Below are 14,249 nucleotides of genomic sequence, written 5' to 3'. Positions count from 1 at the left end.
TTTAGAGTGTTAACGCGTTATATGGAGCCGTTTTCCGGTAGCCTTGCCGATGATCGTCCGCCTCCGCGAGAGGAGCAGCCGCATGGCACCTCCACCTCCCGTCCGCCTGATCGCGGCCCCCTTCACGCCCATGTGCGCCGACGGCGCGCTGAACCTGAGCGTGGTCCCCGCCCAGGCGGCCCACCTGGCCGGATCCGGCGTCGCCGGCGTCTTCGTCGGCGGCACCACCGGCGAATGGCCATCGCTGACAGTGGACGAACGGACGCGGCTGGCCGTGTCCTGGCTCCGCGCACGAGACGACCTACGGGACAGCTCGCGGGCCGGCGTGCGAGACGACGACGGCACCCGGGACGACCTTCGAGACGGTCTGGAGGTGATCGTGCACGTCGGCCACGACAACGTACGCGAGGCCCGGGCGCTGGCCGCACACGCCGAGAGCACAGGAGCCAACGCGATCGCGGCCCTGCCGCCGCACTTCTTCCGTCCGCGCACCGTGGCCGAGCTGGTCGAACTGTGCGGCCGGATCGCCGGCGCGGCCCCCACGCTGCCGTTCCTCTACTACCACATCCCCTCGATGAGCGGCGTGGACCTGCCGATCACGCAGTTCGTCAGGGCGGCCCGCGAGCACATCCCGACCTTCGCCGGCGTGAAGTTCACCGACTACCGGCTCGCCGACTTCGACCGCTGCCTCCAGGAGTCGGTACGGCTCTGCTTCGGCCGCGACGAGATCCTGCTGGCTGCCCTCGCCCTCGGCGCCACCGAGGCGGTCGGCAGCACCTACAACTTCGCCGCGCCGCTCTTCCACCGCCTGGCGCGGGCGCACGCCGACGGCGACCTCGTCACCGCCCGGCGCCTGCAGAGCCTGGTACGGCAGGCCGTCGACGTCTGCGAGACCTTCGGCGGCCTGCCCGCGCTCAAGACCGCCGCTTCGATGCTCGGCCCCGAGCTCGGCCCGTGCCGCGCCCCGCTCCGCCCCGTGGACAGGGACGCGCTCCGCGCCGAACTCGACAGGCTCGGCCTGCTTGAGGCGTGCGGAACCGGCGGCGGCGCCGAGCCGCGGAATGTGCGGCCATGACGCGCGGCGAACCCGGGACGGCCCCGATCGCCGCCGACGCCGGAGCTGGCGGCGGGATCCTGCTGCTGACCTTCGACGACTACTTCGTCCCCGAGTGGAGCGCGGCCAGGGAGATCTTCACCCGGTACGGCGCCCGGGTGACGTTCTTCATCAGCGAGCCGTACAAGCTCGGCGCCGACGACTGGCGTGGGCTCCGCGAGCTGGCCGACGACGGCCACACGGTCGGCGCGCACGGTTACCGGCACCTGTGGGCGCCGGACCGGATCGCCGCGCTGGGCGGTGACGGCTACCTGCGCGAGGACGTCGACCCGTGCCTGGACGCGTTACGCGGACACGGCTTCGAGCCACGCTGCTTCGCCTATCCCGTGAGCCGCCGCGACGGCGCCTCGGACGAGGTCCTGGGCCGGATCTTCACCCGGCTGCGCGGCGGAGCGAGGATCGATCCGGGCACCGATCTGGCCTCCGCCGACGCGATCTTCGTGCCCGCGGCCGAGGCGGCCGGGAGACGCGTGCTGCTGGGCGCAGGTGTCGACACCGGCAAGGAGTTCAGGCCCGCGGGCGTGAGCGACGCGTCGGTGCGGTCGGCGCTCGTCCGCGCGGCGGAACGGGCGGAGGCCGTCACCTTCTACGCCCACGCGATCGCCGACCGACACCAGGCCAACCACACCGCGCCGGGACGGGTGGAGGCGATCCTCGCCCAGGCCTCCGAGCTTGGCCTGGGCAGCCTCGGCTTCGACGACCTGGACGGCTGAGATCCGGCTTACACCAGCTTCACCAGCTCGATGCTGGAGTACGCGGGCACACCCGACCGGGTCACCACCGCCCGCACGGTCACCCAGCCCGTCCTGCGGTCCCCGCGCGTCACCAGCCGCCCGTCGCGAACCCGGGCCAGGCCGTGGTCGCTGACTTCGTAGGTCACCTCGGCCCCGGCGAGGTCGACCGGCGTACCGGCCCAGTCGGTGATCGCCAGCGAGACGGCCCGCGGCTCGCCGGCGGGCAGCTCGGCGGCGGAGACGGTCAGCCTGAGATCGGACTTGATCACGTTGAATCGGCATCCGGCCAGGTCGGCGGGGTACCAGGCGATCTTCGGCACGAACCGGCCCGCCGACCAGCGCGACAGATACCCGGGTGCGTGGTGCTCGTCGGCGGTGAGGGCGTAGAGCGGCGCCCCGCCGTACAGCGCGACGAAGCCGTGCGGCGCGACCGCGACGGGCGCGAGACCACCGGGCAGGTCCAGCGAGCGAGGCGCCAGGTCGTGCGAAGCGATGATCTCCACGCCGTCGAACGTGGTGCGCGACACCTTCAGATCCTCGCTGACGTACCGGAAACCGGTCATCGCCCGGCCGAAGTAGCGGCGAGCGATCTCCCGCTGCACGATCGAGAGCGCCTTCAGCGCCTCGAACCCGCGGCCCATCCGGAAGTCGCCCTCCATGTGCTGGGCCTGGTAATGCATGTTCAGCCCGAACGCCAGGGCCCAGCTCAGGTTCTCCGTGGTATCGATCCCCCTGTCCAGGTTGTGCGGGTAGAAGGCGATCCTGTCGTGCATGACCGCGGTGCCGAGCGGCCACTGCTGGACGACGACGCCGTTCCTGTTGGGGTTGTCGTAGACGTTCGCCCTGTCCTGCTGCATGGTGCTGAGGAAGAAGCCGAGGCTGGAGCTGAGGTGGCGGAACAGCCGGTCGCCGCCGACCCCCTCGGTGCCGGCTCCTTGAACCGGGCCGAGCCGCCGAGGTAGTCGAAGGTGAGGAAGTCGGGATAGTTGTGGTCGTGCCGCCCGTCGGCGTAGTAGCTGGCCAGCTCCACGCTGTACGGCCCGCCGGGCACCGCACTGAGGCAGTCGAAGGCCACCTCAGGCTTGCCCGTCGCCCACGTTCCGCCGGTCGGCTGCCACATGTCCACCTTGAGGTGCACCGACCTGGCCAGCGTGGCGTGGATCGGCGCGGACAGTTTCTCCCTGAGCCCTGGCCAGGTGTCGATGCCGTTGTCGGCCCGGTAGCGCGCGAACAGGTCGAAGGCGCTGCCGCCGTGCACGACGCGGGCGGGCGGCAGCGCGGCCGTCTCACCGGGCCTGATCCAGGCGTCGGCGAGTACGATGGGGGCGAGCGCGACCGTGGCGGCCGCCGCGGAGGTAGTGGCGAGGAAGGATCGGCGGGTGACGTCGGTCATGGGGGGTTCCTCGGGTCGAAGGGGTGTCACGGCCCTGCGACGGCGCGGCAGAAGGCGCGCACCGCGTCGTGATGCTTGGGGAAGGTGTCGTCCACGATGGACAGCACGGGCACGTACCCGTCCACCCGCAGCGGTAGGCCGAGCGGCCGCGTTCCTCCCTCGTGGACGCCCGTGCTGCCCGCGCCGGGAGCGCCGTCCAGGAGATGCCCGAGCACCCTGGCGTATCTCATCGGCAGCTCGTCGAAGCGCGGTGGCGCGGCCATGTCCAGCCAGGTCTGGTTCATCGGGAAGATCGCGAGCAGCGCGTCGTACCAGCCCTCGCCGCATACCAGCAGGCCGGGATGGCGGCGTCGCAGCTCGGCGACGAGATCGCGGTACCCGACGTACACCTCGTGGCGCGGGTCGTTGAACCAGCACGCGCTGGTGTCGAGGAAAACCCCTTCGACACCTTAGCGCTCGACCACGGAGCCGACCTGCTCAACGAGGTGCCGCTGGAAGGCGGGCTCGCCGGGGTTCAGGAAGATCTGGTCGTCCTCCACTGCCCGGTCGTTGTCCCAGTCAGGGGTGTTGACCAGCGCCGAGTACCGGTCGGAGGGGCTGCGCAGGGCCGAGCACTCCCAGTCCGGATAGCGGGCGACGTGCGCTCCGTTGGCACCGAACCCCCGCGCAGGAGCAGCTTCACCCCTTTGACCGCGTCCGCGTGCTCGGCGGTGATCTGCCAGGAGCCCTCCTCCAAGGTCACCGTGACGTGCCCCGGCGCCTGCCGCTGGCCGCCGAGCCACTGCAGGCGGTCGGCGGTCAGCCGGTGGCCGTCGAAGGACGTGCGGGCGGGGTCGAGCCCCCAGGCGTCCTGGGTGGTGAACACTTCGACCGTCCACTCGGCGCCCGCCAGCCAGGGGACGGGGTGCCAGGCGTGGCGGGGATCGAAGCTCAGGTCGTTGACGTACAAAGTGGATTCCTCACAGCTGTCACGGCTACGGCGCCATCCGGTTCCGTGCTGTTGAACAGCACGACGTCGCCTTCGGGCGAGAAGACCGGATGCGGGTGGTAGGGGTGGGAGGAGGCCGGGGTGCGGGCCAGCCGTACCCGGTCTCCTGAGGCGACGTCGATCAGCAGCACGTCGGAGACGCCGCCCGCGTCCTGCCAGCCACGTCCGGGCAGGTCGGAGGGGCCGGTGGTGTCGACGGCCGCCCAGCGGCCGTCGCGACTGACGTCACAGTGCCAGAACCGGTCGCCCGCGCCGACCAGCACGGGCGGGCGGTCGTCGGGGTGGACGAAGTAGAGGCCGCGCGGGCCCGCCGCGCTCTCGCCGTAACCGATCACGGCCGCGCCGAGGTCGTGGAACAACCACCGCTCGTGTCCCACCGCGACGAAGGCGCCGGTGGTGTCGGAGATCGCGGCCTGGTCGAGCACGCACCGGGCGGTGTCGTCGTGCCAGGCCCACATCCGGTCAGGTGTGTCGCGGGCCGGTCCCTCGTGGGAGAAGGCCAGCCACGACTCGTCGTACGGGCAGTGGTGGACATGGTTGGCGAACCAGGACATGGTGAAGACCTCGGTCAGCGCGCCGGTGGCGAGGTCGAGCCTGAGGCAGGTGCGCTCGTCCCCTGTCTCCAGCGTCATCGCCACCTGGCCGCCGTCGGCGGTCACACTGCACAGGTCCTGCAGGGCGCTGCCGGGAGGAGCCTGGTACACCCGCTCCACCGAACCCGGGCGGTCCGCGATGTACAGGACGTCGTCCCAGATCCAGACGGTCCGGCCGGTGCCGCGGGCGACGTCGGGGTACGCGGGCCGTACCACGCCGTCGCGCCGCGGCGCGATCGTCGCCACGGGCCACTCGTCGAGTCCCCCGCCCCCGCCCGGTCCCCGCTCTTCCTCACGCCGGCGCACGCTGACCAGGCCGGTCGCCCCGACCCCCGGCTCGTAGCGGGCGAGCACGAGCCGGTCGTCGTGGAAGCCGTTGGCGTGCGGGTACGTCAGGTGCGCACCCGTGGCGACGATATGCATCAGCCGCTCACGAGCTGGGCCGAGCGGAAGAGAGCGGGGTTCTTCGGTGCTGCGCCGACGCCGCCGCCCCACTCCAGATAGCCGTCGCGGGCGTCGCCGTTGGTGCCCGCATCGGCGTCGTTGACCAGGAACGACAGCCCGATCACGCCCTTCGGCGGTCCGTCGAAGCCCAGCGACGCCCACGGTACGGCCAGGCGGTACGTCGTGGTCTTGGCCGTCTCGTCGCGCACGATCGAGACGTCCGCGCCCGGTGTCGGCCCTGCCTGCCCGCCCGGCGGTGCCGTCCAGGTGTAGGCGGCGGGACCGCTCGGCAGCAGCGCCGCGCCGACCTCGACCCTGGTGCCGCCGAGTTCGCCGGGGAACGCCGAGTAGATGTCGTACTGGATCGAGTCCGTCTGCCAGGCCAGCGACGGGTCGGTACGTGCGGCGTTGTGCACATCGTCCTTGATCACCGCGTCGAGGATGAGCGCCTGATCAGTGTGCGTGAACCTGATATTTCCCGAAATATCCTCCGGGCCGGACCGGGTGCCGCCCCGCAGGCCCACCCACCTGCCCAGGATGTCGAGGTCGATGGCGTCGAGCGTGGTCGCCCCGGCCTCCTCAATGGGGCTGAAGCTCAGCGACCCGCTGTCGACGGCGTCTCCCGCGGTCACCGCGTAGGAATAGGACACGTACGGGGCCGCGGCGCTGACCGGGGCCTCCACCGATGCCGAGCCGAGCGGCGGCACCTCGGGAGCGGTCGCCGTCCCCTGCCACGCCCCCACCCGCCAGGTCACCGGACCGGATTCGAGCGTGGTCGTGGGGCTGTTGTTGGTGACCGTCATCTTCAGGCGCTTGCCGTCGATGATCGGACGGCCCACGACCGTGTACGGCTTGACGACCTGGGTGCCGCCGCGCAGACGGGCGATCGGGTCGTGGTTCTTGGCCGCGGCGACGGTGACCGCGCGTCTGCCCGTCGAGCCGGTCGCGGGCAGCTCCAAGGTGACCGAAGTCTTCCGCCCCTTCTCGGTGACCAGCGTGGCTCGGGCGTCACCGGCGGCGACGGCCAGCTTCTTGGGCAGCTTCGCGCCGTCGGTGCGGTCGGCGGTGACCGTGACGGCCAGCTTCTCGCCGGTGACCGACTGCGCGGACGCGGAGACCGACAGCGCCGGGGTCACCGTCGTGACGCTCCGGACGGGACCGTTGACGAAGACCGGGCTGCCGTCCAGGTCGAGCCGGACCTTTCCGGCGTTCGGCGCGTACGTGGTGGCCGCGCCGTACTGGTCGGTCACGGTCAGCGGCACGTCGGTGCGCAGCTCGACCGTGCGGGGGTCGGTCGCCCAGAGCACCCGCACGCCGCCGCTCCAGGGGTAGGAGTAGACGGCGGCGTCGCCCGCGTCCTCGCGCGCCCCCAACGTACGGCCCGCCACCTGCCTGATCAGCACCGCGTTGGCTATCGCGGCGGGCTTGGGCGACGGCGCGGCGACACCCGCGCCCGGACGCCGGAACAGGCCGAACCGGTGCTCTCGCTCGCCCGGGTTGTCACCGTCGTCGATCAGGTCGTACCAGAAGTACTTGTCCGCGCCCGCCGTCCTGGCCAGGGTCTGCGCCCGGATCAGGTAGTCGGCCTGCTGCGCCTCGGTCGAGCCGGCGGTGTGGGTGGGCCAGCCGTTCTCGCTGATCCAGATCGGCATGTCCTTCTTCTGCTTCACCATCCCCACGAGCTTCGGGAAGTCGCCGGTCATCGCCGTCTTCTCCGGCGGGGTGCCGGGGCCGGAGTCGCTGTAGCCGTAGAAGTTGACGCTGAAGGTGTCGAGGTAGTCCAGGCCACCGAGGTCGAAGAAGCCCTGGTGCCAGGAAAGCTGGGTGCCCGCCGAGGTGGGGCCGACGACGTTCGCCGCCGGGTTGGCCCGCTTGATCGCCGGATGGACGGCCTTGACCATGTTCAGGTAGCACTGCGGGGTGATGCCGCAGGCGCCGTCGTTGAAGCCGGTCGAGTTGTACTCGTTGTAGATCGAGATGTCCTTGGTCAGCGCCGCGTACTGCGTGGACGTCGCGGCGCCGAAGTTCGCGAAGGCCCCCAGCCCCGCCGGCGTGCTGGGCGTCTTGCCGCCGTCGTACAGGGGGTTGCGGTAGCCCAGGATCGGCATCGAGGTGATGCCGTGCTTGGCGGCCTCGCGCATGCCCTTGTCGAAGGCGTAGCCGGCGAACTCGTAGACGCCCGCCTGCTTCTCGATCGCCGACCAGTTGGCGTCGGAGCGCACCTCGGTCCAGCCGATCCGGCCCGCGGTCTCCAGCATGGCCGCCTCGGTGGCCTGCTGCCAGCCGTAGTGCATGGCGACGGCGAAGAAGGGGTCCCTGGCGGCGAGCGGCGTGATCACGCCGAACGACGTCGTCCTCGTGGTGAGCGCGGTCTTCGCCGTCAGGGTGTAGTAGCCGGGACCCAGGTCGGAGATGTCGAGCGACGCGGCGCCGTTCGCGACGGGCAGCGTCCCCGAGCGCAGCGGGACACCGGCCGGGTCACCGATCGTCCAGGCGATCTGGTCATCGGCGGCGGCGAAGGTGATGGCGTTCCCCCCCTTGGTGAAGACCAGCGAGGGGTTCGTCACGGTGAGCTGGGAGGGGTCGGTGAAGTGGACGTCGATCCGGGAGAAGCAGACTCCGGGCATCGCGCCCGCGTCCGCCTTGACGTTGAGCCGGAAGTCGGCGCCGTTGGTCCGATTCTTGAAGTTGATGTTCCCGAGCTGGAACTGACCGGTCTTCCACGTGCCGGATCCCGTCAGCGCCAGGTTGGCCGAGCCGGTGAACGCGCCGGAGGTGGAGTCGTAGTGGACGTCCACGCCGACGGGCCCCGCGTCGAAGTAACGGACCACGACATAGGCCGTGGTCGCGCCCGCCGGGATGGCGGAGTCGGCGACGTCCACATAGACGTACCTGTTGTACGGCGTGCCGGAGGTCTGCCAGCAGGAGACGCCGTCGCGCTCGCTCACCGCGGTGGCCGGGTTCTTGTCCGCGTCACCGGGCCAGGCCCGGGTGACGCCGGTGTAGACGGGGTTCGCACCGAGCACGGCGCCGGCCGCGGGGGTCGCGGCGGCGGCCGGCTGGGCCGTCAGCAGCCCGGCGACCAGCATGGCCGCGCAGACCGCGGCCGTCCGCCCTAAAATGCTCTTCATACGAGTCCTTTCTCGTGTGCGGCCGCCCGCCCCTTCTTGGCCGTCGTGGCGGGCGGCACCTGACCTTCGTTTTCGGCTCACCGTTGGTTGTCGGCTCACCATTCGCCGTGTCCGCCGAACCTGTCGCGCGCGGCCTCGGCGAATGCCGTGCCTGCCGCCTCCAGGTCCTTGATCACCTCCTCCAGCGACCGCCCGGCCTGACGCGCCGCCGGGATGACGGTCGCGCACTCGTTGGCGTCCATGAACCCGACGGCTTCCAGGACTCCCGCCTCGTCCTCCGGCGGGATGGCGAGGAAGCCGTGCTTGTCGGCGTGAACCAGCCGTCCCGGCTCGACCACGCGGCCGAACACCTCGACGGGCACGCCCCACCGCACCGGCACCACGTGGGCGTGGCCCACGCACAGCCGCCGCGCGATGGCCTTGAACCCGGCGCCGGTCATCTCGTCGAGGTCGCGGATCGCGCCATCGGTGATCGTGCCGACGCAGCCGAGCGCGCGGTGGGCGTTGCTGTTGACCTCGCCCCAGAACGACCCGATCGTGCGCGGCTTGTCCAGGTCCTGGACCACGACGATCTTCGGGCCGGGGACGGAGGCGACGTAGCGCCGGTACTGCGCCCACACGTCCTTCGGATGGGCCGGGTTGCTCGGCTCCACCACGACGGTCACGGCCCGGCCGACCATGGGCCCCATCTGGGGCATGAAGTCCCTGGTCTCCTCCAGGTTGAAGCCGTCGGCGGCGACGTCGTGGCGGGTGATTTGTTCCCAGCCGTTGTAGACCGACGGGGTGTTCCAGCGCTGCAGGCGGTGCATGGGTCCTCCGCTATCCGGTGATGCCGGCGATCGGCCCGTCGACGAAGACGGGTGACGGCCCCAGGGACAAGGTGGCCGTCGAGGGGAGCGTCGAGCCACGGCCGTATGCGTCGACGACGGTGATCGGCCCGGTCGCCGGGAAGACGCCGCTGCGCTCAAGCGTCGTGCCAAACGTCACGGTCGCCTGCTGCTGGGCGGCGTGCGCGGGCTGGGCGATCACGATGGGCAGCATGAGGAGCGCCGCGGCGAGGCGGCGGAGGGCGGATCTCATAGGGGGTGTCGATCCTCTCAGTGACGGTGACGGTTATCCGGCTGGGTGGGATCTCCTGGGTGTTCGAGGCCTGAGACGAGGGTGAGACGGGTGGCTCGCTGGCGGTCGAGCCAGTGGGCGAAGGCACGGCGCCGGGCGGCCTGCCGTACCTGGTCGCGCAGGTCGGTGACGGGGGTGTCCGGGCGGTACCTGCCGAGGCTGGCGACCTCGGCCTCGTCGGCGTCCACGTCGGCGGTGACCACCGCGTACACGGCGCGCACGTCGGCGCTGCCCGCGTACGCGGCGGCGTTGATGGAGCCCAGCTCGACGGCCGCCCGCTGGTCCAGCGGGCGTTCCGGCTCCTCGGTCAGGCCCCTGTTCACGACCTCGGCGGCACAGAGCCGCTCGGTCAGCACGACCTGCGCGACCCAGCGGGCCAGCTGCCGGTCCTCCGAGCTGCCTTCCACGGGGAGGGCCGCTGCGCGCGGCCCCCTGCGCAGCGCGCCGAGGCGGTCGTCGACCAGGGCTCTGGGGACGGCCCGGCCGTCGACGAACCCCGCCGCGTCCTCGCCGTACCCGTGACCGTGATCCTGCCCGTGACCATGACCGTGACCGCGGCTCACCGGGTCACCTCCAGGCGTATGGCGGGCGCGTACTGGGCCCGGCCGAACCACATGACCTTGGGCAGCGCCCACGCGTGTCCCGGTGCGGCGTCCAGCGGCACCTTGATCGGGAAGCTCAGCTCGGCGCTCTCCCCCGCGCCCACCACGAACCCGGTCACCGCGTCGGGCAGCAGCTCCCAGGTGCCCCACGGGGAGACCAGCTGCGCCTCGCCCCTGATCTCGCCCCTGGTCCGGTTGGCCAGCACCATCGTGATCGCCGCCTCGCTACCCGGCCTCAGGACGATCTCAGGGGTGGTCGGCGCGACGGAGAGCCCGGTGTCCCTGCCCGTCTCCGCCGTCGTGCCGCGCATCACCGCCTGGCCGTCCGGCCGTACCGCCTCGCCGTGGGGGAGGTCGCCGATGACCACGGTGACGACGTCCTCGAACGCCTGGCCCTCGTGCCGGATGCGGGCGGCGACGAAGTACGACCCCGGCTCGGCGCCCGGGGGCGGGGTGACGGTGACCGGGAAGACGGCCGGCTCCTCCGCGCTCACCTTGTACGGCAGGCGCGTCTCCGACACGGTCCAGCCGTCGGGCGTGATCAGCTCGACGGTGCCCTCGGCCCGGGCACCGGTGAGGTGCGTGGCCACGACCACCTCGACCAGGACCGGGCCGTCGGTCGCCGTGGCCAGGCCGGGCGAGACGGTGACGCTGACCGGCAGGTACCCCATGGGTGCGGGCCCCCGGTTGTGCAGCCAGTACCGGCTGTAGACGGGCTGCGTCACCTCCGCCACCGGCCCGAGCGCCGCCCCGCCACTCCGTCCTTCCTCCGGGGTGATCACGAACGTCGCCACCTCCGCACCGCGGAGCACGATCTCGGGGAAGCCGGCCACCGGCTCGCCCGGCCGTTCCAGCAGGTCGGCCTCTCGTACCCCGGCCACCCGAAGTTCACCCGACACGCGGGCGGTGGTGCCGAACCCGGTGGCCTCCACCACCCGCAGCGTCACCTCGCGCCCCTCCTGCGGGATCCGGCCGTGGGCGATGGGGTTGCCGGTGGGCTTGAGCGTGGAGATCAGGACCGCACGCTGGGGCTCCAGCCGGAGGAAGGAGTGGACGGCGGGCAGGTCGCCGCCGTGCTCGGGCTCCGCCCTGCCGTACAGGGGGTGGTTGAACTCCTGGCCCCGCGCGGGCAGCCGCAGCGCGCGCCAGTCACCGTCGCCGGACACCAGGGCGTACCGGAACTCGTGGGTCCAGTGCTGGAGCTGGAAGGAGGTCCCGTCGGGAGCGGTACGGCGGGGCGGGTCGATCCACACACCCGACGGCCAGCCGGTGCAGGAGCGCATGAGCGACAGGTGCATGGCCCCGGTCGGGTCCACCGCGAAGCCCGGCAGGCCGTACGTGAGCAGCGCGACGGTGTGATCGGTCAGCCGCTCGGACTCCGCCAGGTCGCCGGGGCACGGCGCGCCGATCCGCCCGCCGGCCAGCTCAGCGGCCACCGTCGCCACCTGCTCTTCCACGACGACGAGGGCGGGCAGGGCGCGGGCGTCGCGGAGGTCGGCGTTGGGCCGCCACACCTCGGCCAGCGGCTCCTCGGCCGGGATCCAGACGCGGCCGTGCTCGGTGAGGGTCTCGGCGTAGCCGGGTCCCGCGCGGTCGAGCAGCTCGGCCGCCAGGTCGTTGGTCTCCGGGCCGCCCAGCACGATCCGGAAGTCGGGCAGGTTGGAGTCGACCTCCAGCCAGCCGTACCGGGACCAGTCGGCGCTGGAGGTGGTCGCGGTGACGCCCACGCGGGCCAGCGCGACCACCAGATCGCGCGCCAGGCCGGAGGCGTCCTCCAGGTCGGGCACCACCACCTCGGCCACCCCGAGCGCCCGCTGACCGGCCTCGCCCAGGTCCACGCGCGCGGTGGAGCTGAGGGCGAACCAGGTGTTGGCCGGGTTGTCGAGAGTCCAGGGCGCGTCGGCGGTGTCCACGTCGGGGAGGGCGAAACCGCGCCCCACGACCGCGCCCGCGACCTCGGACACCGGCAGGGCGCCGGGCAGGTCGATGGGGAAACGCACCCGCAGCAGGCGGTCGGCGCCCGCGTAGTCCACCACGCGGGTCGAGCACTCGACCCGGTCCACGCCGTGCCACAGGGTGACGGTCTGCTCGTACGACAGCCCCTCCAGGGTGCCGGTGATCACCAGGCGTTCGCCGAGGACGGAGCGTTCGGCGCGTACCTCTGCGGGGTGCTCGGCGGTGCCCGTGACCTCGCCGGTGGGCAGCAGGTGCCAGGGGCCCTCGCCGAACCGGGGGTGCTCGGGGTACTCCGCGTACAGGCGCAGCTCGTTGCCGACCGCACCGTCCTGGAGGAGCTCGCGGCCCGTGACGAGGTTGGTGACGGCGGACAGGCCGCCGCCGCGGGCAGGGTCGGCGGTCACCCGGTAGCGGGCGTTCTCGATCGTGGATCCCGCCAGCGGCGTCCAGACGGGATCGGCGGCCGCCGTCCCGGTGTCCTCGCCCAGGAGCCGCCATGTGCGCCAGCCCATGGCGGGGACGTCCTCGGCGAGGAAGCGCAGCGTGCCCCGGTCGACCACCGCGGGGACCGGCGTGCCCGTGTCGTCGACCAGCGGCGGCGCGGCGCCATCGGGAAGGGGGACGGGCAGGGGGACGGAGACCGGGGCGGTGCGGTCGAAGGACAGCGTGTTGGTGACCACCACCGCGGTCCCCTCGCCGGAGGTGTCCACGCGTCCCGCCAGCGCCGCCAGCGACGTGTCCACCACCGAGGCTGCCAGGTCGTACGCCTCCCGCCAGCCGGACAGCAGGTCGATGTAGACCTGGTCGGACTCGGAGCCGGTGATCGCGTCGTGGTGCGCGCCATAGGCGAGCTGCCGCCACACCTTGTCCAGCGCGGCGTGCGGGTAGGCGCCGAGGCCGCGCAGCGAGGCGAGCGTGGCGAGCTTCTCCGCGTCCACCGCCGCCACCTCGCCCGCCCGCTGGGCCTGCTTGGTGTCGATGTAGGAGACGTCCTTGCCGGTGTAGATCGGGTTCATGTCGCGGGTCTGCGGGCTGAACGACGTCGCCGAGGCGCGCACCGCCGACAGGAAGTCCCGCGGCGTCCCGCAGACGAACCGCGGCCACACGTAGCGGGAGGCCCATTCCCGGTGGATCGCGGTGACCCACTTGTTGGGCGGGGAGTAGTCGGTGCCGACGGGCAGCAGCAGGTTGCGGGTCGCGCCGACCGGCTTGAGCCGCCGGTACAGCTCGTACACCGCGTCCATGGCCTCCTCCAGGGACGGCGCGGAGTCCATCCACCATCCCGCCGAGTAGTGGTGCGGCATGTAGTGGGTCAGCACGCCCTGCCCCGACGGCGAGATCCACTCGAACTCCGACGGGAACTGCATCGCCCGCGCCGACCCGCGCAGCTCGTGCGGCACGACCTCGATCGGTCCCCACTGGTGGAAGGGCCCGCGCGCCCACGCCGACCCGGTCAGGCCGGCCGCCGCGAGGTATCCGGGGAACTGCGGGTCGTGCCCGAACACGTCCAGCTGCCACGCGGTGGCCGGGTCGCCGCCGAGGATGTCGCGCTGGTAGCCGATGCCGTACACGATGTTGCGGATCGTCGCCTCGGCCCCGGTGAGGTTCGTGTTGGGCTCGTTGTACGTGCCGCCGACCAGTTCCACCCGCCCCTCGGCCATGAGTGCGCGCAGGTCCGCCAGCCGGTGCGGGTGGGTGTCGAAGAACGGCTTCAGATAGTCGATCTCGGACAGGACGAACGTGTACACGGGGTCCCGCAGCGCCAGGTCGATGTGCGCCTCCACCAGAGCAAACCCGTTGCGCTCCCACAGCGGCCTGGTCGTCGCGTCACCGGCGAGCATCTCCCACGGCGAGGTGTAGGCGGCCTGGGTGTTCCACCAGACCGGGTCGTAGTGGAAGTGCGAGACCAGGAACATCGTCCACCCCGGCTCCTCCACGGTGACGACCGCCTCCGCCCGCGCCTCCCCCGCCGTGACGACCACGGGTACGGCGGTGCCGGGCGGCAGCGAGGTCTCCACGGGCACTTCCACGACGCCGGAGCCGTCGGCCGTGCCGTACAGGCCGGTCCCGTTGACGGTGACGGTCACGGGGCCGCCCGACAGATGGACGCGGACCACCTGCCCCGACGCCGTGAACAGATCGGTGGACTCCACGGCGGTGATGCATGTCGACAAG

At 72.0% G+C, this 14,249-nt stretch carries 11 protein-coding genes; 2 read left to right on the top strand and 9 right to left on the bottom strand.

Translation table 11 applies throughout. The annotated features are described in order from the left end of the window. Positions 1–82 precede the first annotated feature (82 nt). Both IG98_RS0108935 and IG98_RS0108930 read left to right on the top strand, forming a co-directional pair. On the top strand, positions 83–1,075 hold the full coding sequence (locus IG98_RS0108935) for a dihydrodipicolinate synthase family protein (RefSeq protein WP_063766191.1): 993 nt from the start codon (positions 83–85) through the stop codon (positions 1,073–1,075). Continuing rightward, the gene (locus IG98_RS0108930; RefSeq protein ID WP_030908315.1) at positions 1,072–1,827 is read left to right on the top strand and encodes a polysaccharide deacetylase family protein; all 756 of its coding nucleotides are present in this window, start codon (positions 1,072–1,074) and stop codon (positions 1,825–1,827) included. The genes IG98_RS0108935 and IG98_RS0108930 overlap by 4 nt, the downstream gene beginning before the upstream one ends. Positions 1,828–2,554: 727 nt before the next feature. Here the strand turns inward: IG98_RS0108930 and IG98_RS50285 are convergent. The 9 genes from IG98_RS50285 to IG98_RS0108875 form a co-directional block, all read right to left on the bottom strand. Then, entirely contained in the window at positions 2,555–3,241 is a 687-nt protein-coding gene (locus tag IG98_RS50285; RefSeq protein ID WP_169750094.1) for a twin-arginine translocation signal domain-containing protein, read from the bottom strand. A 26-nt stretch (positions 3,242–3,267) separates the two neighbouring features. After that, entirely contained in the window at positions 3,268–3,630 is a 363-nt protein-coding gene (locus IG98_RS51855; RefSeq protein ID WP_030908309.1) for a hypothetical protein, read from the bottom strand. Positions 3,631–3,755: 125 nt separating this feature from the next. Continuing rightward, a complete protein-coding gene (locus tag IG98_RS46715) occupies positions 3,756–4,190 on the bottom strand; it encodes a hypothetical protein (protein ID WP_030908306.1) in 435 nt (144 codons plus the stop codon). Continuing rightward, positions 4,172–5,245, bottom strand: coding sequence for a hypothetical protein (locus IG98_RS0108900; protein ID WP_051751883.1), 1,074 nt, complete (start codon positions 5,243–5,245; stop codon positions 4,172–4,174). Before IG98_RS0108900 ends, IG98_RS46715 begins: the two co-directional genes overlap by 19 nt. Beyond that, positions 5,245–8,397 (bottom strand): hypothetical protein, encoded by a 3,153-nt coding sequence (locus IG98_RS0108895; protein WP_157594233.1) that lies wholly within the window; start codon positions 8,395–8,397, stop codon positions 5,245–5,247. The genes IG98_RS0108900 and IG98_RS0108895 overlap by 1 nt, the downstream gene beginning before the upstream one ends. Positions 8,398–8,492: 95 nt before the next feature. Beyond that, complete coding sequence (locus IG98_RS0108890; RefSeq protein ID WP_030908297.1) at positions 8,493–9,206, bottom strand: RraA family protein; 714 nt, start codon at positions 9,204–9,206, stop codon at positions 8,493–8,495. Between the two features lie 10 nt (positions 9,207–9,216). Continuing rightward, on the bottom strand, positions 9,217–9,477 hold the full coding sequence (locus IG98_RS0108885) for a hypothetical protein (RefSeq protein WP_030908294.1): 261 nt from the start codon (positions 9,475–9,477) through the stop codon (positions 9,217–9,219). A gap of 17 nt (positions 9,478–9,494) precedes the next feature. Continuing rightward, complete coding sequence (locus IG98_RS0108880; RefSeq protein WP_030908291.1) at positions 9,495–10,079, bottom strand: DUF7158 domain-containing protein; 585 nt, start codon at positions 10,077–10,079, stop codon at positions 9,495–9,497. Continuing rightward, the gene (locus IG98_RS0108875; protein WP_030908288.1) at positions 10,076–14,248 is read right to left on the bottom strand and encodes a glycoside hydrolase family 38 N-terminal domain-containing protein; all 4,173 of its coding nucleotides are present in this window, start codon (positions 14,246–14,248) and stop codon (positions 10,076–10,078) included. Before IG98_RS0108875 ends, IG98_RS0108880 begins: the two co-directional genes overlap by 4 nt. Position 14,249 lies beyond the last annotated feature (1 nt).

Source organism: Streptosporangium amethystogenes (assembly GCF_000721075.1).
Taxonomy (GTDB): domain Bacteria; phylum Actinomycetota; class Actinomycetes; order Streptosporangiales; family Streptosporangiaceae; genus Streptosporangium; species Streptosporangium amethystogenes.
The sequence above is the reverse complement of the archived record's forward strand: the minus strand, read 5'-3'. Positions and strand labels throughout refer to the sequence as shown.

Excerpts from the sequence above, each read along its gene's own strand:
- IG98_RS0108930 (WP_030908315.1), top strand. The coding sequence starts at position 1,072 with ATGACGCGCGGCGAACCCGGGACGGCCCCGATCGCCGCCGACGCCGGA.
- IG98_RS0108885 (WP_030908294.1), bottom strand. The coding sequence starts at position 9,477 with ATGAGATCCGCCCTCCGCCGCCTCGCCGCGGCGCTCCTCATGCTGCCC.
- IG98_RS50285 (WP_169750094.1), bottom strand. The coding sequence starts at position 3,241 with ATGACCGACGTCACCCGCCGATCCTTCCTCGCCACTACCTCCGCGGCG.
- IG98_RS0108900 (WP_051751883.1), bottom strand. The coding sequence starts at position 5,245 with ATGCATATCGTCGCCACGGGTGCGCACCTGACGTACCCGCACGCCAAC.
- IG98_RS0108890 (WP_030908297.1), bottom strand. The coding sequence starts at position 9,206 with ATGCACCGCCTGCAGCGCTGGAACACCCCGTCGGTCTACAACGGCTGG.
- IG98_RS0108935 (WP_063766191.1), top strand. The coding sequence starts at position 83 with ATGGCACCTCCACCTCCCGTCCGCCTGATCGCGGCCCCCTTCACGCCC.
- IG98_RS0108895 (WP_157594233.1), bottom strand. The coding sequence starts at position 8,397 with ATGAAGAGCATTTTAGGGCGGACGGCCGCGGTCTGCGCGGCCATGCTG.